The following is a 19,135-nucleotide window of genomic DNA, read 5'->3' on the forward strand; positions in this document are numbered from 1 at the left end:
TCGCCCTTACACCTGTTCTTGGACCGAGCGACGAAAAGCGTTTCCGAGCGGGGTCAGGCGGGGCGTCTGGGCTGGAAGAGCCAGGCGTCGAAGAGCCCGTTGAGGTCCTTGCCGGACAACCGCTCGGCGAGGTCGACGAACTGCTCCGTCGTGACGTGACCGTAGCGGTGCTCGGCGGCCCACGTCTTGAGCAGGGTGAAGAACGTGGCGTCGCCGATGGCCTTGCGCAGGGCGTGCAGGGTCATGCCGCCGCGCGTGTAGACCGACTGGTTGAACAGGTCGTCGGGCTTCGCGCGCCCCGGGGGATATTTCCACATCGGGTCGTCGGCGGGGCGCTGGTGGAAGTCCCTGAAGAACGACTCCGCGGTCTTCTTGCCCTTGTGCTCGGACCACAGCCACTCGGCGTAGGTGGCGAAGCCCTCGTTGAGCCAGAGGTCCTTCCACCGCCGGATGGTCAGGCTGTTGCCGAACCACTGGTGCGCCAGCTCGTGCGCGATGATCGTCTCACCGGGGTCGAAGCCGCCGTAAAGGGGCTTGGTCTGGTTTTCCAGCGCGTAGCCGGCGGAATAGTCGTCCACCACGCCGCCCGTCGAGGAGAACGGGTAGGGGCCGAAGACCGTGGACCAGTAGTCGGTGATCTCGGCCGAGGCGGTGTAGAGGTCGTTGAGCGAGGCCTTGAACTTGGGGTCGGCGGCGGCCAGGTTGGCGATGCCGGCCGCCGTGTTGCCCTGGCGCAGCTCGAACTTGCCCAGCGTGGCCGTGGCGAGGTAGGTCGCCATCGGGTGGCGCTCGCGCCACCGGTAGGTGGTCTTGCCGCCGGAGGTGGTGGGCTGCCCGGCCGGCTCGCCGTTGGCCAGGGCGGTCACGCCGGCGGGCACGGTGATCGTGAAGTCGAACGTGGCCTTGTCGGAGGGGTGGTCGTTGTTGGGGAACCAGGTCTTGGAGCCGTTGGGCTCGGAGGCCACGAAGGCGCCGTCGGAGGTCGGGATGAAGCCGTAGGTGCCCAGGTTGGCGTTGTTCGTGGCCGGCTTGGGCAGGCCGGAGTAGGTGACCTTGACGGTGAAGGGGGTGTTGCCGTCGATCGCCTGTGGCGGCCGCACGGTCAGCTCGTCGCCCTGCCGGGTGAACGTGGCGGGGGAGCCGTCGACGGAGACCTCGCGCACGGTGAGCCCGGCGAGGTCGAGGTTGAAGCTGGTCAGCTCCTGGGTGGCGCCGGCGTGGATGGTGGTCACGCCCTCCAGGCGCTTGGTGGTGGGGGTGTAGTCGATGGCCAGGTCGTAGTGGGAGACGTCGTAGCCGCCGTTGCCGTCGGTCGGGAAGTCGGGGTCGCCGATGCCGGGCGCGCCCGCGCGGTGGTCGGCGGGCAGGTGGTGCCCGGTGGGCGGTGGCTCGTCGGCGGGAGAGCAGGCGAGCACGCTGATGAGCGTCGCGAGCATGGCCACCCCGCGTCTGTCGAAACGCATCGGCGAACGAGCCCCCTTCAGATCGTGACCAGAATATTACGCTGGGTCAGGCGTTCACGACGACCGTCCGTGCGGCCTTGTCGTGCAGGGCCTGTTTACGGGGGTCGAAGAGGATCCAGCCGAGATCCAGCAGGGGTCCGACGCAGCAGAGCCATTCGAGCAAGGTCGCCACGGCCTGCCGGACCGCCGCCTGCCCCACGCCTATCCTCCCGCCGTGCTCCTGCACGACACGCATGCCGAACAACTTCTTGCCCAGCGTCTGACCATTCCAGAAGGCGTGCAGGAGCCAGAAGTACAGGAAGGCCACGAGGCTGGCCACGAAGGTGTGCTCCACCGGATAGCGGTCCCAGGCACCCCTGCTCTCGTCCCAGACGTAGTCCCAGCTCGTCCAGGTGAACGGGGCGGAGGCGATGTTGATGATGAGCCAGTCGAGGACGCCGGCGAACAGTCGCCGCCAGCGTCCCGCCAGCCCCGGCGGCGACAATCCCATGATTTCTGGATGACCGCCACAAAGTCGGGACAAACTAAAGGTTGCCCCTGCGTTCCTGCTCGCGCTCGATGGCCTCGAACAGCGCCTTGAAGTTGCCCTTGCCGAATCCGAGCGAGCCGTGCCGCTCGATGAGCTCGAAGAAGACCGTGGGCCTGTCCTGCACCGGCTGGGTGAAGATCTGCAGCAGGTAGCCGTCCTCGTCGCGGTCCACGAGGATCTTGCGCTTCTTCAGCTCCTCGATCGGCGCGCGCACCTGCCCGATGCGCTCGCGCAGCTCGGGGTCGTCATAGTACGAGTCCGGCGTGTCCAGGAACTGGACCCCGGCCGCCCGCATGTGGTCCACCGTGGTCAGGATGTCGTTGGTGGCCAGCGCGATGTGCTGCACGCCCGGGCCGCCGTAGAACTCGAGGTACTCGTCGATCTGCGACTTCTTGCGGCTGACGGCCGGCTCGTTGAGCGGGAACTTGACCTTGCGCGTGCCGTCGGCCACGACCTTGGACATCAGCGCCGAGTACTCGGTGGCGATGTCGTCGCCGACGAACTCCGCCATGTTCGTGAAGCCCATGACGTTGCGGTAGAAGTCCACCCACTCGTCCATCTTGCCGAGCTCGACGTTGCCGACGCAGTGGTCGACGGCCTGGAACAGCCGCCCGTGCTTGGTCGCGGGCGGCGCCACCAGCGGCTCGGCGGGGGCGTAGCCCGGCAGGTAGGGCCCGCCGTAGTTGGACCTGTCGACCAGCGTGTGCCGGGTCTCGCCGTACGTGGCGATGGCCGCGAGCACCACCTTGCCGTGCTCGTCCTCCACCGTGTACGGCTCCACCAGCCCCTTCGCCCCGTGGGCGACCGCGTAGGCGTAGCCCCCCTCCACGTCGGGCACCTCGATGGCCAGGTCCACGACCCCGTCACCGTGCTCGGCCACGTGCCGCGCCAGGTCCGTGCCCGGGCGGATCGAGGCCCGGAACTCGAACGTGGCGCTGCCCGAGGTCAGCACGTACGCGGCCACGTCCGGGCTGCCGTTCTCCGGGCCCCGGTAGGCGACCAGCCGCATCCCGAAGGCGGTCGAGTAGTAGTGAGCAGCCTGCTTGGCGTTGCCCACGGCGAACACCACGGCGTGCATGCCATTGACCGGAAAGACATCACTCATACCGCCAACTCTCGATTTATCTGGACGAGTTGCGCAAGAGTTACCTCAATGAGTGCACAATCTGCCTAGTCTCCCGGCGAATCGTCCGGTAGATCTGTACACCATGACGATCGACGATCTCGACGCCCGGCTGATCGCCCTCCTGACCGCCGAGCACCGCCTGGGCGTGCTGGAGTGCTCGCGGCGGCTCGGCGTGGCCCGTGGCACGGTCCAGGCCAGGCTCGACCGGCTCATCGACAGGGGAGTGATCACCGGCTTCGGCCCCGACGTGTCGCCGGAGGCGCTCGGCTACGACGTCACCGCGTTCGTGAGCATGGAGATCAGGCAGGTGGCCGGGCACGACCCGGTGGCCGACCGGCTGGCCCGCATCCCCGAGGTGCTGGAGGTGCACACGATCACCGGGGACAGCGATCTCCTGTGCCGCGTGGTTGCCCGGACCAACGCTGATTTGCAGCGGGTTATCGACTTGATCGTTGATGTTCAGGGCGTACTCAGGACTAATTCGATCATCGCCCTCGACACCCCGGTTCCCTACCGAGTGCTGCCTTTGGTCGCCGATGTTCCGCGTCGAGGCGGGCGCTAGTCGTACTATCGCTAAGGGACGAGGCACCATTGTCGATCGTTTACCCTTGGCATCCGCCCAGCTTGCGGGGGTTGGGCGACGCTTGACGAGGGGGTCGAGGGGTGCGGAGTGGTGGTGGTAACGGGATGCGAAAGCGGCGGATTCTCCGAGTTCTACTGATTTCTATTGGCACGGGAATCCTCGTACTAGCCGGGCTTTTCGCGATTGCTTGGGCGTTGACTCCTATTCCCGACACGACCCAGAAGCAGGCCACCGCGCAGGGCTCGGTGATCTATTACCGCGACGGCAAGACCGTGCTCGCCCGGCAGGGGATCGACCGCAGGAACATCGAGCTCGCCAAGGTGCCCAAGCACGTGCGCGACGCGGTCATCGCGGCCGAGAACCGCTCGTTCTACGAGGACGCCGGCGTCTCGATCAAGGGCACCGGGCGGGCCGTGTGGTCCACCCTCACCGGGCAGCAGCTCCAGGGCGGCTCCACGATCACCCAGCAGCTCGTCCGCAACTACTACAGCGGGCTGAGCCAGGAACGTTCCGTCACCCGCAAGTTCAAAGAGATCCTCATCGCGATGAAGGTCGACCAGTCCAAGTCGAAGGACTGGGTGCTGGAGCAGTACCTCAACACGATCTACTTCGGCCGGGGCGCCAACGGCGTCCAGTCGGCCGCCCGCGCCTACTTCGGCAAGGACGTCGAGAAGCTGACCGTGGCCGAGGGGGCCTACCTGGCGGCGGTGATCCAGCAGCCGAGCCGCTTCGCCGACCCCAAGGGCTCCGACCTGGTGGCGGCCCAGGAGCGCTGGCAGTCGGTGATCAACGCCATGGGCCAGACGGGCGCGCTGCCGGCCGAGCGGGCGGCCGCCGAGAAGTTCCCCACGCTGAAGGCGCCGAAGAAGCCGTTCGAGCTCAAGGGCCAGGCCCAGTACATGCTGGAGCAGGTCACCGCCGAGCTCAACCGGCGCGGCTACACCGACGAGGACATCAACGGCGGCGGGCTCAAGATCGTCACGACGTTCGACAAGAAGCTCATGCAGGCGGCCGAGCGGGCGGTCGCGGACGTCCTGCCGGACGACACGCCCAAGAAGGTACGCACGGGGCTGGCGGCCGTCGATCCCGCCACGGGCGAGGTCGTGGCCTTCTACGGCGGGCGGCCGTCCCAGTCGAAGTACTACGACAGCGCGTTCTCGGCCAAGGTGATGGCCGGGTCCACGTTCAAGCCGTACACGCTGGCCGCCGCCCTCAACAACGGCTTCGAGCTGTCCACCAGGGTCGACGGCAACTCGCCGCTGCGCGTGGCCTCCGCGTCCCAGGCGATCCCCAACGACGGCGACCGCTCGTACGGGCAGATCAACCTGATCAGCGCCACCCAGAACTCCGTCAACACCGCCTTCGTGGACCTCGGCCAGAAGGTGGGCCTGGACAAGGTCGCCGAGACCGCCGAGGCGGCCGGGATCCCGGCCGCCCAGCTCGACCAGCACAAGAGCGCCGCCGCCTTCCCGCTCGGCGTGGCCTCGGTCAGCGCCGTCCAGAACGCCTCCGGCTTCTCCACCTTCGCCAACAAGGGCGTGCACGTGGAGGCCCACGTGGTCAAGTCGGTGACCGACGCGAAGGGCCGCAAGGAGGTCGTCAAGCCGGTCGCGACCAAGGTGGTCAGCGAGCAGGCCGCCGCGGACACCGCGTACGCGATGCAGCAGGTCGTCAAATACGGCACCGGCACCGCCGCCCGGCTCTACGACCGCCCGGTGGCGGGGAAGACGGGCACCACCGACGACTCCAAGTCGGTCTGGTTCAACGGCTTCACGCCGCAGCTCGCGGTGGCGGTGGACATGTTCCGCGACGACAACGCCACGGTCACCATCCCCGGCTACGGGACGCAGTTCGGCGGCCAGCTGCCCGCGCAGATCTGGCGGGCGTTCATGACCGAGGCGATGGCGGGCAAGCCGGTCGAGGAGTTCCCGGAGCCGTCGGAGTACGGCTGGTCCTCCGACTACTCCGAGTCCGGCCAGGACAGGGACGTGCCCGGTTACGAGTACACGCGGCCGGAGAGCCCGGACGACTGGGACCAGCCGGAGCCCGACTTCAGCGAGCCGCCGTTCACGGACCCGCCCGTCACGGAGGGCCCCGACGACAACGAGCGACCGGACGAGCAGCCGGAGGAGACCGCCCCGCCGCCCACGCAGGTGCCCGACCAGCCGACGGTCCAGCAGGACGGCGACCCGGGCGGCGGCAGGAGCCGCCAGCCCACGGGATGACGGCTCCTCGAGCGGTCGGCCGGCTCGGCCCGCAATGACGCGGGTCGTCGGCCGGACGGCTCGCCCGCGACGCCTCGGGCGGTCAGCCGGCCAGCTCGGCCCGCAGCGCCTCGACCGTCGTCACGGGCATGCGGCAGGTGAAGCCCCGGCACACGTAGGCGGCCGGTGCGTCGCCGACCAGCCCGCGGCCCTCCAGCAGCGCCGGGAAGGCCGCCTCCCGCGGGACGAGCGGATCGCCGGTGCCCCGGTCGCCGCCGTCGTCCCGGCCGAGCGCCACGACCAGCCCGGGCGCGTCCGCGAGCAGCGCCTCCCGGTGCAGCGCGGCCGTGCGCGGATCGTCGGCCGGGCCCACGACGGCCACCTCCACGGGCCCCGACAGCGCCGCCCGCGCCACGGCCAGCCCCCACCCCGCGAACCTGGCATGCCCGGTGGCCAGCACCGACACGGTGCCCAGGGCGGCGTGAGCGGCCTCCCGGTGGCGCGTGGAGCCGGTCAGGGCGCCGTAGGAGAGCAGCGCGCCGGCGGCCGCGTACTGGCCGGAGGGGGTGGCGTTGTCCGTGGGGTCCTGCGGGCGCTGGAAGAGCCGCTCGGCGTCGTCGGCGGTGTCGTAGAAGCCGCCCGTCCCGTCGGCGAACCGGTCGAGCACGGTGTCCAGCAGCGACCCCGCCAGCCGTAGCCACCTGGCCTCGCCGGTCACGCCGTACAGGGAGATCAGGCCCTCGGCCAGGTTGGCGTAGTCCTCCAGCACCCCGGCGTTGGTGCCCGCCCGGCCGTCCCTGGAGGTGCGCAGCAGCCTGCCGTCCGCCATGTGCGTGCCGGCGAGCAGCTCCGCCGCCGCCGTGGCCGCCGCCACCAGGTCGGGCCGCTCGAAGACGACCCCGGTCTCCGCCAGGGCCGCGATAGCCAGACCGTTCCAGGAGGCCACGACCTTGTCGTCGCGCCCCGGCCGCACCCGGCGCTCCCTGGCGGCCAGCAGCCGGGCCCGCACGTCCGCGTGGCGCGCCGGGTCCTCGGGGTCGCGCAGGAGCTGCAGCACGGACGTTCCGTGCTCGAAGGTGCCCGTCACCTCGAACAGCTCCGCCGCCCACCGGCCGTCATCCTCGCCGAGGACCTCGGACAGCTCCTCGGGCGTCCAGACGTAGAACTTGCCCTCCACGCCCTCGCTGTCGGCGTCGAGCGCGGAGGCGAAGCCGCCCTCGGGCGTACGCAGCTCGCGCAGCAGCCAGTCCGCCGTCTCCAGCGCCACCCGCCGCGCCAGGTCGCCCCCGCCCGCCTTCCACCAGTGCGTGTAGACGCGCAGCAGCAGGGCGTTGTCGTAGAGCATCTTCTCGAAGTGCGGGACGACCCACCCCGAGTCCACGCTGTAGCGGGCGAACCCGCCGCCGAGCTGGTCGTACATCCCGCCGCGGGCCATCGCCTCCAGCGTCCTGCCGCTCATCTCGCGCTCGCCGGAGCGCAGCAGGAACTCCAGCACCATCGACGGCGGGAACTTGGGCGCCCCGCCGAACCCGCCGTCGGCGGCGTCGAACGACTCCCGCAGGTTGCGCACCGCCTGCCGCAGCGTCTCCTCGCCCGGCAGCGGCCCGCTGGGCAGCGTGGTGTTCTCGTTGAGCGCCTGCACCACCTTCGACCCCTGCTGCAGCACGGACTCCCGGTCACCCGTCCACACGTTGTGCACCTCGGTGAGCAGGCGCTGGAAGTGCGGGCGCGGGAAGTAGGTGCCGCAGTAGAAGGGATGCCCGTCGGGCGTCGCGAAAACGGTCATCGGCCAGCCGCCCTGACGGGTCATGGCCTGCGTGGCGCCCATGTAGACGGCGTCCACGTCAGGCCGCTCCTCGCGGTCGACCTTGATGTTGACGAAGTGCTCGTTCATCAGCCGCGCGGTGCCGGGGTCCTCGAAGCTCTCGTGCGCCATGACGTGACACCAGTGGCACGCCGAATAGCCCACGCTGATGAGCAGCGGCACGTCCCGGCTGCGGGCCTCCGCGAACGCCTCCTCACCCCACGGATGCCAGTCCACGGGGTTGTCCGCGTGCTGGAGCAGGTAGGGGCTTGTCGCGTCTTTCAAGCGGTTCATCAGGACCTCCCCCAACCAGCCTAGAGGGCGCCGCACTCCCGTTCCGGGAGCAGGTCGGCACAGGCTGACTCCGGCGGCCGGTACGGCGTAGGTTACGGGGCGTGGATATGGACTTCGTCTGCGCCCATGCCGGCCGTCCGGCGACCGCCGTCACGCGCCGGGACGTGGCCCGCGCGCTGCTCGCCGTACCGTCGGGAGTGGCCCTCGTGGCGCTGCCCGACCTGCGGCGGGCCATGATGGCGGCGGGCAACCCGCTCTCCGTCGCGTTCTGGGAATCCGCCAAGGCGACCCTCAGCTCGATCGAGGCGGGGGTGGCCACGGTCGGTGACGTGCAGCGGTGGGTCGAGTCCACCGGCACCGAGCCGATCCTCATGACGCCCAGCTACTTCGTCTGGCCGGAGGAGGACGAGCGCGGGCCCGTGGCGGCCGAGATGTTCGCGCGGCTGGTCGCGTACCTGGAGGAGCGGGTCGAGTCGGGAGAGATCGACCCCGACGCGCTGGCGGCGGGCGAGCAGGAGGCCCGCGGGGCGTACGAGGAGCTTCAGGAGCGCTGGCTGAGCACGCCGCTGCCCGACGGCCGGGTGCCGGGGTTCGCGGTCAGCGACGAGCAGGACGAGGAGCTGTTCGCGGCCTGGGACGAGGAGGAGGCGTTCGCGCTGTCGGAGCTGCGGCGCATCCTCGCGGACCTGCCCAAGCAGCCCGAGCTGCCCGGGGAGGAGCTGGAGGCGGCCGCGGTACGCCTGCGCGCGCTGCTGGCCCTGCCCGGCTACCCCGCCAACGTGCTGCGGGCCTGCGCGGGGTTCGAGGACCGGCCGCTGCCCGACGACGACCTGGAGCTGTGGCTGACGGTGGCGGCGGGCGTCGCGGGGCCCGTCTCGGACCTGTCTGAGGGCGCGGACGTGCTGGAGGAGTTCGCCGACCTCGACGGGGAGCTCAGCGAGGAGGACACGGCGCTGGCCAACCTCTGCGCGATCCAGCACGCGGACTGGCTGGCCGGGGTGGCGGCGCTGGTCAGGATGGGGCCTGGGGTGCTGGCCTCGCCCGAGCGGATGGCGCGGCTGATCGCCGAGTCGGAGGACATCGACGTCGACGACCAGGACGTCGACGACCTGGACGCGACGGAGGGACTCTTCGCGTCGGTGGTGACCCTCTGGGCGCATCTCGGCATCGTCGACAGTGACGAGGTGCTCACCCCGCTGGGCTGGTGGGGGCTGCCGAAGGCGCTCGAACGTGCCTGGTCGGCCGCCGAATGACCGGCCCGCCCGTCAGGAGGCGTCGACCAGGTCCTTGAACTCGGGGTGACGCTCGATGTATTTCGCCACGTAGGGGCAGCGCGGCACGACGCGCAGGCCGGTGTCGGCGCTCGCCTGGAGGGCGTGGCCGACCAGCTTGCCCGCCAGCCCCTGCCCCTCGTAGGCCGGCAGGACCTCGGTGTGCGTGAACACGATCTTGGTGGGTAGCAGCAAATAGTCGGCGAACCCGGCGACCTTGCCGTCCACGAGGATCTCGAACCGGCTCTCCGTCGAGTTGTCGACCACTTCTATCGGCATCTAATCGGCTTTCTTGTCAGCGAGGGCCTTGTCATCGGCCTTGCCGGCCGTGTCCTCGGCTTCGCTCTCGTGTGGCACCTGGATCTTCGACATCTGCTTGTTCATCGACTTGATCAGGATATACAGGGCGAAACCCATGAGGGCCACGACGACGAAGCCGAGCAGGCCCGGGCTCACATCACCAGCTGCTAGAACGGTCACGCTTCCAGTCTGCCACCAGGGGGGCATGGTCCGGCCAGGGGTCCGGCCCCTGTTTCGACCTGCGGCCCGGTCAGTGGCAGGCGGGCTCCACCTCGTCGGCGTGGATGCCGGCGAACAGGTCGTCCTCCGGCAGCTCGGTGTCCACGAGCGAGCGGGCCAGGTGGTAATCCTCGGTCGGCCAGATCTCCTGCTGCAGCTCGCGCGGGCAGACGAACCAGAAGCCGTCGGGGTCGACCTGGGTGGCGTGCGCCAGCAGGGCGTCGTCGCGGAGCTGGAAGTAGTCGCCGCACGGCACCCGCGTGGTCACCGGCCACTTGGCGGGGCGGTCTTCCCAGCGGGAGATCCAGTCGGCGTAGGGGGAGCCCAGGCCGCGCTCGGTCATCGCCTCGTGCAGCGCCTCGAACCGCTCCTTGGTGAAGCCCATCTGGTAGTAGAGCTTCAGCGGCTGCCAGGGGTCGCCGGTGCCGGGGTAGCGGTCGGGGTCGCCGGCCGCCTCGAAGGCCTCGACGGAGACCTTGTTGGTCATGATGTGGTCGGGGTGCGGGTAGCCGCCGTCGTCGTCGTAGGTGATGATCACGTGTGGCCTGAACTCGCGTACAGCGGCCACCAGCGGCGCCGAGGCGTCCTCCAGCGTCTGCACGGCGAAGCAGCCGTCGGGCAGCTTCTCGTCCTCGTTCTCGGGCAGCCCGGAGTCAACGAAGCCCATGAAACGCTGCTCTACGCCGAGGATCTCGCGCGCCCGGGCCATCTCGGCCCGGCGCACCTCGGCGATGTTGGCCACGATCTCGGGCCGGTCCATCTTGGGGTTGAGCACAGATCCGCGCTCACCGCCCGTGAGGGTACAGACCAGCACTTCCACGCCTTCTCGCACGTAACGCGCCATCGTGGCGGCGCCCTTGCTCGACTCGTCGTCGGGGTGGGCGTGGACGGCCATCAGCCTCAGCGGTGCACTCACGGGCTCGATGCTCCTCAGTAGGACCGGTCAGTCGCCCAGAGAGGTTAGTTTCTGCTGGGCGGTCGCGAGGGCACACCCCCCGCGGGCGACAATTGTCTCGGATAACGCTGAGGGAGTGCAGGGAGATTCCGCCATGGTCACCAAAGATGTCGAGAACGGACCCGTTCTCGGCACACCCGACGACTTCCCCGACCGGCCCAAGCGAGGTGGCAGGCTTGTCGTCCACGTGGTGATCGGCGTGTTGGTGGCCATCATCGCCGGTGGCTGGGGCTACGTGATGTGGTCGATGACGGCGGGCGGCTCGGAGGCGCCGTCGCAGGTGGTGACGTTCAAGGTGAACGGCCCGAGCCAGGCGGAGATCACCTTTGAGGTGTACAAGCCGGACGATAGGGTGGCCGTCTGCCGCATCAGGGCACTGGACGTCGATCACGCGGAAGTGGGCAGCAAGGAAGTAAGAATCCCGGCTGGTGAGGGTAGTAAGCAGCTCAAGGAAAGCCTCGACACGAGCGGTCGGGCGACTTCCGTCCACATCCAGTACTGCAATCTCGTATAGTGAGACATTTGGGGAAGCGTTCGAGCGGTTAACTTGTTAGCCTTTCGCAATTCAACCGTACGCAACCTCAAGTGATCTCAGGGCCCCCTAGGCAAGCAAGGAGAACCCGTGGCCGACTCTCGCGATGAGAACGTCACCTGGCTGACGCAGGAGGCGTACGACCGCCTGAAGGCGGAGTACGAGTATCTCTCTGGCCCCGGGCGCGTCGACATCGCCAAGAAGATCGAGGCCGCCCGTGAAGAGGGTGACCTCAAGGAGAACGGCGGCTACCACGCGGCCAAGGACGAACAGGGCAAGATGGAGGCCCGGATCTTCCACCTCCGGCAGATCCTCGACAACGCCCAGGTGGGAGAGGCCCCCAAGGCCGAGGGCGTGGTGGGCCCCGGCATGACCGTGACCATCAGGTTCGTCGGCGACGACGACGAGGTCACCTTCCTGCTCGCCTCCCGTGAGGAGAGCGGAGCACCGATCGACGTCTACTCGCCGAGGTCCCCGCTCGGGTCGGCGATCAACGGCAAGAAGATCGGGGAGAAGGCGACCTATTCCCTGCCCAACGGACGGCAGAACACCGTCGAGATCCTCGAGGCTGTGCCGTACATCGGCAACTGACCCCCCTGGACGATGACCGCCGGGCCCACGTTGGCCCGGCGGCGTTTTCGCATGGATCGGGAATTCGGCAAGACCTGCGTTTCTTAGTTAAAACTCGTAAGCGGCGCAATACGTACAAGCTGGTGCCGTTCATCGTGGTGGCGCTCGTCGCGGTGCTGACCGCCGACGTGCTGCTGCTGACGCAGCCGGGCACATCCGTCAAGCCCGCGGCCGTGCGCGCCACGCCGAAGCCCACGCTCCTGGCCGATCAGCGGCCCCAGCAGCAGTTGCCGCCGCAGGAGCCGGCCAGGACGCTCCAGCCGGTGGCGCCGCTGAGCAAGCTGCACAAGCCCAACCTGTTCGTGCTGACCCGCAAGCCCTTCACCAACGAGCTGCTGCAGAAGGTCGCCAAGCTGCGGGGGGTTCGGGCGATGGAGCTCGCCGACGCGGCCTCCATCACGCTCGACGGCAAGCGGGTGCAGACGCTGGCCGTCAACCCGTCCACCTTCCGCGCCTACACGCCCAAGGTGACCGCCTCGTCGGACGCGCTGTGGCAGAACATCGCGGCCGGTGACGTGGCCGTCTCGTTCGTGCTGGGCAACGACGGCGGGCTCGCGCTGCACAGCCGGGTGGCGGCGGGCCCGGCGGGGCAGCTGCGGGTCGGCGCGTACGCCACCACCGGTTTCGGCGCCGTGGACGCGGTCGTGTCGAGAGAGGTGGGCCGCACGCTCGGCCTGCCCCACGACAACGCGCTCATCGTCAGCGCCCCCAAGACCAACTCCGACGAACTGCGCAAGCGCATCCTGCGCGCGCTGCCCAAGGGCACGCAGGTGGCCCTGGTGAACCCGGTGCTGCCCCAGACGCAGCAGAACGTGCCGCAGCAGAACTGGCCGGCGGGCTCGTTCATGACGGGGGAGCAGCTCACGGCGGCGCTGAAGGCGGCGGTCTCCAAGCTCGGCCGGCCGTACGTGTGGGGCGCCGAGGGGCCCGAGACGTTCGATTGCTCCGGCCTGGTCCAGTGGGCCTACGGGCAGGCGGGGGTGCGGATGCCCCGGGTGACGCACCAGCAGTGGGTGACGGGGCCGCAGGTGCCGTACGCGCAGGTGCAGCCCGGTGACCTGCTCTTCTGGCGCAACGACCCGACAAATCCGGATTACATCTCGCATGTGGCGATTTATTGGGGCGACGGGAAGATGTTGCACGCCCCGCGCACCGGCGACGTGGTGAAGATCGCCCCCGTCAGCACCCGTAACCTGGCCGGAGTCGTCAGGGTCAGCCCCATCGCCGCGGCCAAGGTGCGCTGAGCCCTTTCCCTAACGCACAGTTCCGTGTTCCCTCGCGTGCAAATGGCCTGCAAGTATGTAATCTTGATTACATGACAACAGATGACGCTTCGGCACAGGTACGTGGCTGGTTCACGGGCCGGATGCCCGAGGGGTGGTTCACCGGCGCGCCCGAGATCGTCAGGGACCGCGAGGAGATCGCGGTGCTCGGCACCCTGCCCGACCCTCCCGAGGACACGCCCGAGGCCGAGCGGGCGGCCCTGATCGAGGGGCTGGCGCGCAGGTTCAGGGAAGAGACGCGCGAGCGGCGGATCGAGATCGCCCGGGAGGCCGAGCGCAAGTTCCGGCAGAAGGTGTCCTGGGGCGTGGTCTGCGGCGGCGAGACTGTGATGTTCACCACACTGTCCGTGCCGGTGATGACCCGGTTGCGCCAGGCGGAACGCCAGGTCCTCGACACCCTCGTGGCCGCCGGCGTGGCCAGGAGCCGCAGCGACGCGCTGGCCTGGTGCGTGCGCCTGGTCGGCAAGAACACCGACACCTGGCTCGCCGAGCTGCGCGACGCGCTCCAGCATGTCGACCGAGTTCGCTCCGCCGGGCCCGACGTCAATTCCTGAGATCTCCCAGCGGAAACGGCCCGGCGAATGGACTAAACCAATCGGGAAATTGGTTTAGACCAGCGCAATTGGACTGGACCACTGCTCGGAATTACCTCTTTTAAATCCGCTCCGCATGGGTAGGCTCCCCCAATCGTCAGGGCCGCTGCCTGCGGCGACGGCCTGGCCGACAGGTCTATGCCAATTGGCTTTCCGGCCGCTTCGTCGTTAATGATGACTGGGCCCTGAGAGAGTGGAGGAGTCACCGTCGTGTCCGTTTCCGTGGAAGTAACCGCACCCACCAGCAATAGTGAATTGGCCGCGTGGGTGAACGAGATCGCAGCCCTGACCCAGCCGGATCGCATCGAGTGGTGCGACGGGTCGGAGGAGGAGTGGACACGCCTGACCAACCTCCTCGTCGAGCAGGGCACGCTCACGCGCCTGGCCGCCAGGCCCAACAGCTTCTACGCCAAGTCCGACCCCACCGACGTGGCGCGGGTCGAGGACCGTACCTTCATCTGCTCCGAGCGCGCGGAGGACGCGGGGCCGACCAACAACTGGATCGCCCCGGACGAGATGCGCCGCACCTTCGGGCGGCTGTTCAAGGGCTGCATGCGCGGCCGGACCATGTACGTCGTGCCGTTCTGCATGGGCCCGCTGGGCGGCGAGATCTCGCAGCTGGGCGTCGAGATCACCGACTCCGCGTACGTGGCCGTCTCCATGCGCGTCATGACCCGGATGGGCGACAGGGCGCTGCGCCTGATCGAGGAGAGAGGCGACTTCGTCAGGGCCGTCCACTCCGTCGGGGCGCCGCTCGAGCCGGGCCAGGTGGACATGCCCTGGCCGTGCAGCTCGACCAAGTACATCAGCCACTTCCCCGAGACCCGCGAGATCTGGTCCTACGGCTCCGGCTACGGCGGCAACGCCCTGCTCGGCAAGAAGTGCTACGCCCTGCGCATCGCCAGCGTCATGGCCCGCGACGAGGGCTGGCTGGCCGAGCACATGCTCATCCTCAAGCTCACGCCGCCCACGGGGGAGACCCGCTACATCGCCGCCGCGTTCCCGAGCGCCTGCGGCAAGACCAACCTCGCCATGCTCCAGCCCACGATCCCGGGCTGGAAGGTGGAGACGATCGGCGACGACATCGCCTGGATGCGCTTCGGCAAGGACGGCCGCCTCTACGCGATCAACCCGGAGGCCGGCTTCTTCGGCGTCGCCCCCGGCACCGGCCAGGTGACCAACGCCAACGCGATCAGGACGCTCTGGGGCAACAGCATCTTCACCAACGTCGCGCTCACCGACGACGGCGACGTGTGGTGGGAGGGCCTCACGGAGAAGCCCCCGGCGCACCTGACCGACTGGAAGGGCCGCTCCTGGACGCCCGACAGCGACGAGCCCGCCGCCCACCCGAACGCCCGCTTCACCACCCCGGCCGAGCAGTGCCCGACCATCGCACCCGAATGGCAGGACCCCAAGGGCGTGCCCATCTCAGCGATCTTGTTCGGCGGTCGCCGCGCCACCGCCGTACCTCTGGTGACGGAGTCGCTGAGCTGGGAGCACGGCGTCTTCCTCGGAGCCAACGTCGCCTCCGAGAAGACCGCCGCCGCCGAGGGCAAGGTCGGCGAGCTGCGCCACGACCCCTTCGCCATGCTGCCGTTCTGCGGCTACAACATGGGCGACTACTTCGGCCACTGGCTGAAGATCGGCCGCCGCGAGGGTGCCGAGCTGCCCCGGATCTACTACGTCAACTGGTTCCGCAAGAACGCCGACGGCAAGTTCGTCTGGCCGGGCTTCGGCGAGAACAGCCGCGTGCTCAAGTGGATCGTGGAGCGGCTCAACGGCGAGGCCAAGGCCGTGCCCACGCCGATCGGCCTGCTGCCGGCCGACCTCGACACCGAGGGCCTGGACCTGTCGGAGGAGGACCTGCGCACGCTGCTCACCGTCGACCGGGACGTGTGGCGCGAGGAGGCGGCGCTGATCCCCGACCACTTCGACAAGTTCGGCAGCCATCTGCCGAAGGAGCTGTGGGACGAGTACAACGCCCTGCTCGACCGGCTCGGCTGAGCGGAACTCCCTTGTGCGGTACGGCCGGAGCCGTCTAACTTGACGGCCTGCCGTACCGCCAAGGAGGGCCGCACGTGGACGTCATCCTGCTCCTTGCCGCCATCGGCGTGTTCTTCCTGGTCAGCTCGGCGGAGCAGCGGGTCGAGCGGGAGCGCCGCCGCGTCGGCGAGACCGAGCCGAGCGGCGCCTCGCATCAGTTGACCCACTACGAGCTGGCCTACCTGTCCGGCGGGCCCCGGCGGGCCGTCAACACGGCGCTGGCCGTCCTCGCGACGGCCGGTGCCGTTCGCGTGTCGCGGGGCTCGCAGGTCACCCCGGTCCACGGGGCGCGGCCCTCGCCGGAGCCGCTCGAGCAGGCCGTGCTCGACGCGCTGGCGGCCCGGCAGGGCGGCTACCGGGCGAGCGAGCTGCGGCGGGCGCTGGAGAGGCATCCAGCGGTCACCGGGCTGGCCGCCGGGCTCGAACGGCGGGGGCTGATCGTGCCGGAGGGCGCGTACGGCACGGCGTGGCGGCGCAGGGACCAGGTCAAGATCGCGCTGGGCGTGGCCGTGGGCTTCCTCGTGCTGCTGTTCGTGCTGTCGGGGCTCGGGGTGGCCGGGAGGGAGCCGGTGTTCATCGGTGCCCTGCTCATCTCCGGGACCGCCGTGGTCGGCGGCTTCATGGCGCTGTACAGGCACCGGCGGCGGCTGCGCGGCGTCGTCACCCGGGAGGGGCGCGCCGTGCTGACGTCGGCCCGCGAGTTCCATCCCAGGGGCGTACGCGACCCGAGCTCGCTCGCCTTCGCGGTCGGGATCCCCGTGGCGCTCTACGGCCTGCAGGACGCCGGCGACCAGGCCCTCTGCGACGAGCTGTCGGTCGGTGACCCGGCGGCCGACTGCGCGGGCTCCTGCGGCAGCCACGGCGGCGGCGACGGCGCCACGTACGGCACCGACTCCTACGGCACCGACTCCTACGGCACCGGCTCCTACGGCGGCCTCGACTTCGGCGGCGGCTCGTCGAGCTGTGGCGGCGGGTCGAGCGCCGGGGGCGGATCCAGCTGTGGCGGCGGGTCGAGCTGCGGATCCAGCAGCAGCTAAAGGCGCAAAACCTCGGCTCCGCGCGACGGAAACTTTACGCTGGCCTCAAGGTGTCTTTCCGACAGGCCGGGTGGACCCGGCCGGACGAGCGGGGGCCTCACATGGACCTGTTCATGCTCATCGTTTCGGTGGCCCTTGGGGCGTACGCCGCCGTCACCATCTCCGCCATCCAGCGTGGGCACGCCGTCATCCGGTCCGACGCGGCGGGAACTCGCCTTCGCGACCTCGGCCACTACGACCTGGCGTACCTGGTGGGCGGCCCGCAGCGGGTGGCGGACACCGCCATCGCGCTGCTCGCGGACTCGGGCGCGATCCGCGTGTCGCGCGGCGGCCGGGTGCACCAGGTCACCACGGGCGTCGTCACGCGGGAGCCCGTCGAGGAGGCCGTGCTGGGCGTGGTGGCCGACCGCTCGGGCCTGCCCGTGATGTCGCTCCGGATCGAGGTCGTCAGGAGCCTGGCGATGGAGGCGATCAAGCAGCACCTCACGGCGCAGGGGCTGCTCATGGAGGACGGCGCCTTCGCCCAGGTCAGGAGGCTGAGCCGGCGGCTGTGGGCGCTGTCGGTGCTGGCGTTCGCCGGCGCGGCGGTGGAGGTGCTGCGGGTCCTCCTGGACGCGGGCTTCCACGGGGGCGTCGCCCTGCTCGTCTTCGCGGGCACGGGGGTGGCCGCCGAGATCGTGCTCGGCCACCACCGGCGCTCCATGAGGGCCACGCTGACCGCCTCCGGCCTGGCGGCCCTCGACGCGGCCAGGCAGGCCAACGCCCGGGGCGTCGCCGAGGGGCCCGTCCCGCTCGCGCTCTACGGTCTCGGCGAGTTGCGCGACCCCGGCCTGCGGCTGGAGCTGAGCAGGCGGGAGGTCCGGCGCGGTCGCCGGAGCGGGGCCTCGTACGCTGCGGGTGGCTCGACCAGTTGCGGCGGCGGGGTCTCCGGCCCATCGGGTTGCGGGAGCGGGTCGTCCGGTTGCGGCGGCAGCAGCGGTTGCGGCGGCGGTGGTTGTGGCGGAGGAGGCTGAGATGGGCGGGCTGGGAGTGGGCATCGGCTGGCGGTCGGAGCTGGACCTGACCATCGAGCGGATGGCCGGCGTCGACTTCCTCGAAGTGGTCGCCGAGAACATCAAGCCCGCTCACCTGCCCGAGTCGTTACGCGTGCTGCGGGCCCGGGGCCTGCCGGTGATCCCGCACGGGGTGTCGCTGGGCATCGGCGGCGCCGAGCAGCCCTCCCCGGCCCGGCTCGCCCATCTGGCCGCCTGCGCCAAGGCCCTGGACGCGCCGCTGGTCAGCGAGCACCTGGCGTTCGTCCGCGGCGGCGGCCTGGAGGCCGGGCACCTGCTGCCGGTGCCGCGCACGCGCGAGTCCCTGCGGGTCGTCACCGAGAACGTACGCCGCGCCCAGGACGCGCTGCCCGTCCCCCTGGCCCTGGAGAACGTCGCCGCCATCTTCGGCTGGCCGGACGACGAGCTGACCGAGGCCGAGTTCCTCGCCGAGCTGGTGGAGCGCACGGGCGTGGGGCTGCTGATCGACGTGGCCAACCTCTACACCAACCAGGTCAACCTGGGCCTGCCGGCCGTGGCCGCGCTCGACGCGCTGCCCCTGGAGCGGCTGGCGTACGTCCACGTCGCCGGCGGGTACGAGCACCACGGCATCTGGCACGACACGCACACCACATCCGCGCCGCAGGCCGTCCTCGACCTGCTCACCGAGCTGTGCGCCCGCACCACGCCGCCGGGCGTGCTGCTGGAGTGGGACGACGACTATCCGAGCGACGACGTGCTGGCGAGCGAGCTGTCCAGGATCAGGGCCGCGATGGCCCTGGCCGGGGACGTGCGATGACGCCCGAGCCCCCGGCGGCCGTCCCGGCGACGGACGACGGCGTCCCCGAGGCTCGGCCGACGACGGACGACGTGGGGCGGGCCGCGCTCGCCGAGGCGCAGGGCCGGGTCGTGGCGGCGCTGGTCGCGGGGGCGGAGCTGCCCGAGGGGTTCGACCCGGAGCGGATGCGGGCGCAGGCGGCCGGCCTGGTCGCCAAGCGCCGCGGCATCGTGGCCAGGATCCGGCCGGACGCGGCCGCCGCCGCGGGCTCCGATCTGGCGGCCGAGTTCGCCGCGTACGCGCGTGCCCGCGCCACCCCGCCGCCCGACTACCGCACCGACGCCGGCGACTTCGCCGCCTGGTTGCGCGAGCGCGGCCGGATGCCCGACGAACCGCCCCCGAAGCGCCGCTGGTGGTCCCGCCTCCCTGGCTTAAGCTGATCGCAGCAAGCGCTTGGGAG

19 protein-coding genes are annotated in these 19,135 nt (G+C 70.1%); 12 read left to right on the forward strand and 7 right to left on the reverse strand.

Annotated features, from left to right (window positions below):
• Positions 1-53: 53 nt before the first annotated feature.
• From ACTWPW_RS36375 to hppD, 3 genes are read right to left on the reverse strand one after another with little or no spacing between them, the layout of a single operon-like run.
• The gene (locus tag ACTWPW_RS36375) at positions 54-1,463 is read right to left on the reverse strand and encodes a M1 family metallopeptidase (protein WP_443171310.1); all 1,410 of its coding nucleotides are present in this window, start codon (positions 1,461-1,463) and stop codon (positions 54-56) included.
• A gap of 46 nt (positions 1,464-1,509) precedes the next feature.
• Positions 1,510-1,953 (reverse strand): RDD family protein, encoded by a 444-nt coding sequence (locus tag ACTWPW_RS36380; protein ID WP_375113318.1) that lies wholly within the window; start codon positions 1,951-1,953, stop codon positions 1,510-1,512.
• A gap of 34 nt (positions 1,954-1,987) precedes the next feature.
• Positions 1,988-3,097, reverse strand: coding sequence for a 4-hydroxyphenylpyruvate dioxygenase (hppD, locus tag ACTWPW_RS36385; RefSeq protein WP_443171311.1), 1,110 nt, complete (start codon positions 3,095-3,097; stop codon positions 1,988-1,990).
• Between the two features lie 103 nt (positions 3,098-3,200).
• Here hppD and ACTWPW_RS36390 point away from each other — a divergent pair, with 103 nt between their 5' ends.
• Together ACTWPW_RS36390 and ACTWPW_RS36395 are read left to right on the forward strand one after the other, a co-directional pair.
• Positions 3,201-3,680, forward strand: coding sequence for an Lrp/AsnC family transcriptional regulator (locus ACTWPW_RS36390; protein WP_443171312.1), 480 nt, complete (start codon positions 3,201-3,203; stop codon positions 3,678-3,680).
• 215 nt (positions 3,681-3,895) lie between these two features.
• Positions 3,896-5,926 carry a transglycosylase domain-containing protein gene (locus ACTWPW_RS36395; protein ID WP_443171313.1) on the forward strand — a complete coding sequence of 677 codons (2,031 nt, stop codon included), beginning with the start codon at positions 3,896-3,898 and terminating at the stop codon, positions 5,924-5,926.
• A gap of 82 nt (positions 5,927-6,008) precedes the next feature.
• On the opposite strand, the gene ACTWPW_RS36400 is transcribed toward ACTWPW_RS36395, so the two are convergent.
• Positions 6,009-8,003, reverse strand: coding sequence for a thioredoxin domain-containing protein (locus ACTWPW_RS36400; protein WP_443171314.1), 1,995 nt, complete (start codon positions 8,001-8,003; stop codon positions 6,009-6,011).
• A 107-nt stretch (positions 8,004-8,110) separates the two neighbouring features.
• On the opposite strand from ACTWPW_RS36400, the gene ACTWPW_RS36405 reads away from it, so the two are divergent.
• On the forward strand, positions 8,111-9,256 hold the full coding sequence (locus ACTWPW_RS36405) for a hypothetical protein (protein ID WP_443171330.1): 1,146 nt from the start codon (positions 8,111-8,113) through the stop codon (positions 9,254-9,256).
• A 12-nt stretch (positions 9,257-9,268) separates the two neighbouring features.
• On the opposite strand, the gene ACTWPW_RS36410 is transcribed toward ACTWPW_RS36405, so the two are convergent.
• The 3 genes from ACTWPW_RS36410 to mca all read right to left on the reverse strand — a co-directional run bounded on the left by ACTWPW_RS36410 (position 9,269) and on the right by mca (position 10,709).
• Complete coding sequence (locus ACTWPW_RS36410) at positions 9,269-9,553, reverse strand: GNAT family N-acetyltransferase (RefSeq protein ID WP_364119033.1); 285 nt, start codon at positions 9,551-9,553, stop codon at positions 9,269-9,271.
• Positions 9,554-9,754 carry a hypothetical protein gene (locus tag ACTWPW_RS36415; RefSeq protein ID WP_443171315.1) on the reverse strand — a complete coding sequence of 67 codons (201 nt, stop codon included), beginning with the start codon at positions 9,752-9,754 and terminating at the stop codon, positions 9,554-9,556.
• Between the two features lie 70 nt (positions 9,755-9,824).
• Complete coding sequence (mca, locus tag ACTWPW_RS36420) at positions 9,825-10,709, reverse strand: mycothiol conjugate amidase Mca (RefSeq protein ID WP_364119027.1); 885 nt, start codon at positions 10,707-10,709, stop codon at positions 9,825-9,827.
• 133 nt (positions 10,710-10,842) lie between these two features.
• Here mca and ACTWPW_RS36425 point away from each other — a divergent pair, with 133 nt between their 5' ends.
• The 9 genes from ACTWPW_RS36425 (at position 10,843) to ACTWPW_RS36465 (ending at position 19,115) form a co-directional block, all read left to right on the forward strand.
• Complete coding sequence (locus tag ACTWPW_RS36425; RefSeq protein ID WP_375113323.1) at positions 10,843-11,262, forward strand: DUF4307 domain-containing protein; 420 nt, start codon at positions 10,843-10,845, stop codon at positions 11,260-11,262.
• A gap of 108 nt (positions 11,263-11,370) precedes the next feature.
• Positions 11,371-11,871 (forward strand): transcription elongation factor GreA, encoded by a 501-nt coding sequence (gene greA, locus ACTWPW_RS36430; protein ID WP_364119022.1) that lies wholly within the window; start codon positions 11,371-11,373, stop codon positions 11,869-11,871.
• Positions 11,872-11,993: 122 nt separating this feature from the next.
• A complete protein-coding gene (locus ACTWPW_RS36435) occupies positions 11,994-13,154 on the forward strand; it encodes a C40 family peptidase (RefSeq protein WP_443171316.1) in 1,161 nt (386 codons plus the stop codon).
• A 71-nt stretch (positions 13,155-13,225) separates the two neighbouring features.
• Positions 13,226-13,747, forward strand: a complete 522-nt coding sequence (locus ACTWPW_RS36440; RefSeq protein ID WP_375113325.1) for a hypothetical protein — start codon at positions 13,226-13,228, stop codon at positions 13,745-13,747.
• A gap of 249 nt (positions 13,748-13,996) precedes the next feature.
• Positions 13,997-15,790, forward strand: a complete 1,794-nt coding sequence (locus tag ACTWPW_RS36445; protein ID WP_443171317.1) for a phosphoenolpyruvate carboxykinase (GTP) — start codon at positions 13,997-13,999, stop codon at positions 15,788-15,790.
• Between the two features lie 74 nt (positions 15,791-15,864).
• A complete protein-coding gene (locus ACTWPW_RS36450) occupies positions 15,865-16,866 on the forward strand; it encodes a TIGR04222 domain-containing membrane protein (protein WP_443171318.1) in 1,002 nt (333 codons plus the stop codon).
• Positions 16,867-16,979: 113 nt separating this feature from the next.
• Complete coding sequence (locus ACTWPW_RS36455; protein ID WP_443171319.1) at positions 16,980-17,879, forward strand: TIGR04222 domain-containing membrane protein; 900 nt, start codon at positions 16,980-16,982, stop codon at positions 17,877-17,879.
• 1 nt (position 17,880) lies between these two features.
• Positions 17,881-18,696 (forward strand): DUF692 domain-containing protein, encoded by an 816-nt coding sequence (locus ACTWPW_RS36460; protein ID WP_443171320.1) that lies wholly within the window; start codon positions 17,881-17,883, stop codon positions 18,694-18,696.
• Positions 18,693-19,115: a hypothetical protein gene (locus ACTWPW_RS36465; RefSeq protein ID WP_443171321.1), complete on the forward strand. Its 423-nt coding sequence runs from the start codon at positions 18,693-18,695 to the stop codon at positions 19,113-19,115. Before ACTWPW_RS36460 ends, ACTWPW_RS36465 begins: the two co-directional genes overlap by 4 nt.
• The last annotated feature ends 20 nt before the right edge of the window (positions 19,116-19,135 follow it).

Source organism: Nonomuraea sp. KM90 (genome assembly GCF_052246675.1).
In the GTDB taxonomy this organism is placed as follows: domain Bacteria; phylum Actinomycetota; class Actinomycetes; order Streptosporangiales; family Streptosporangiaceae; genus Nonomuraea.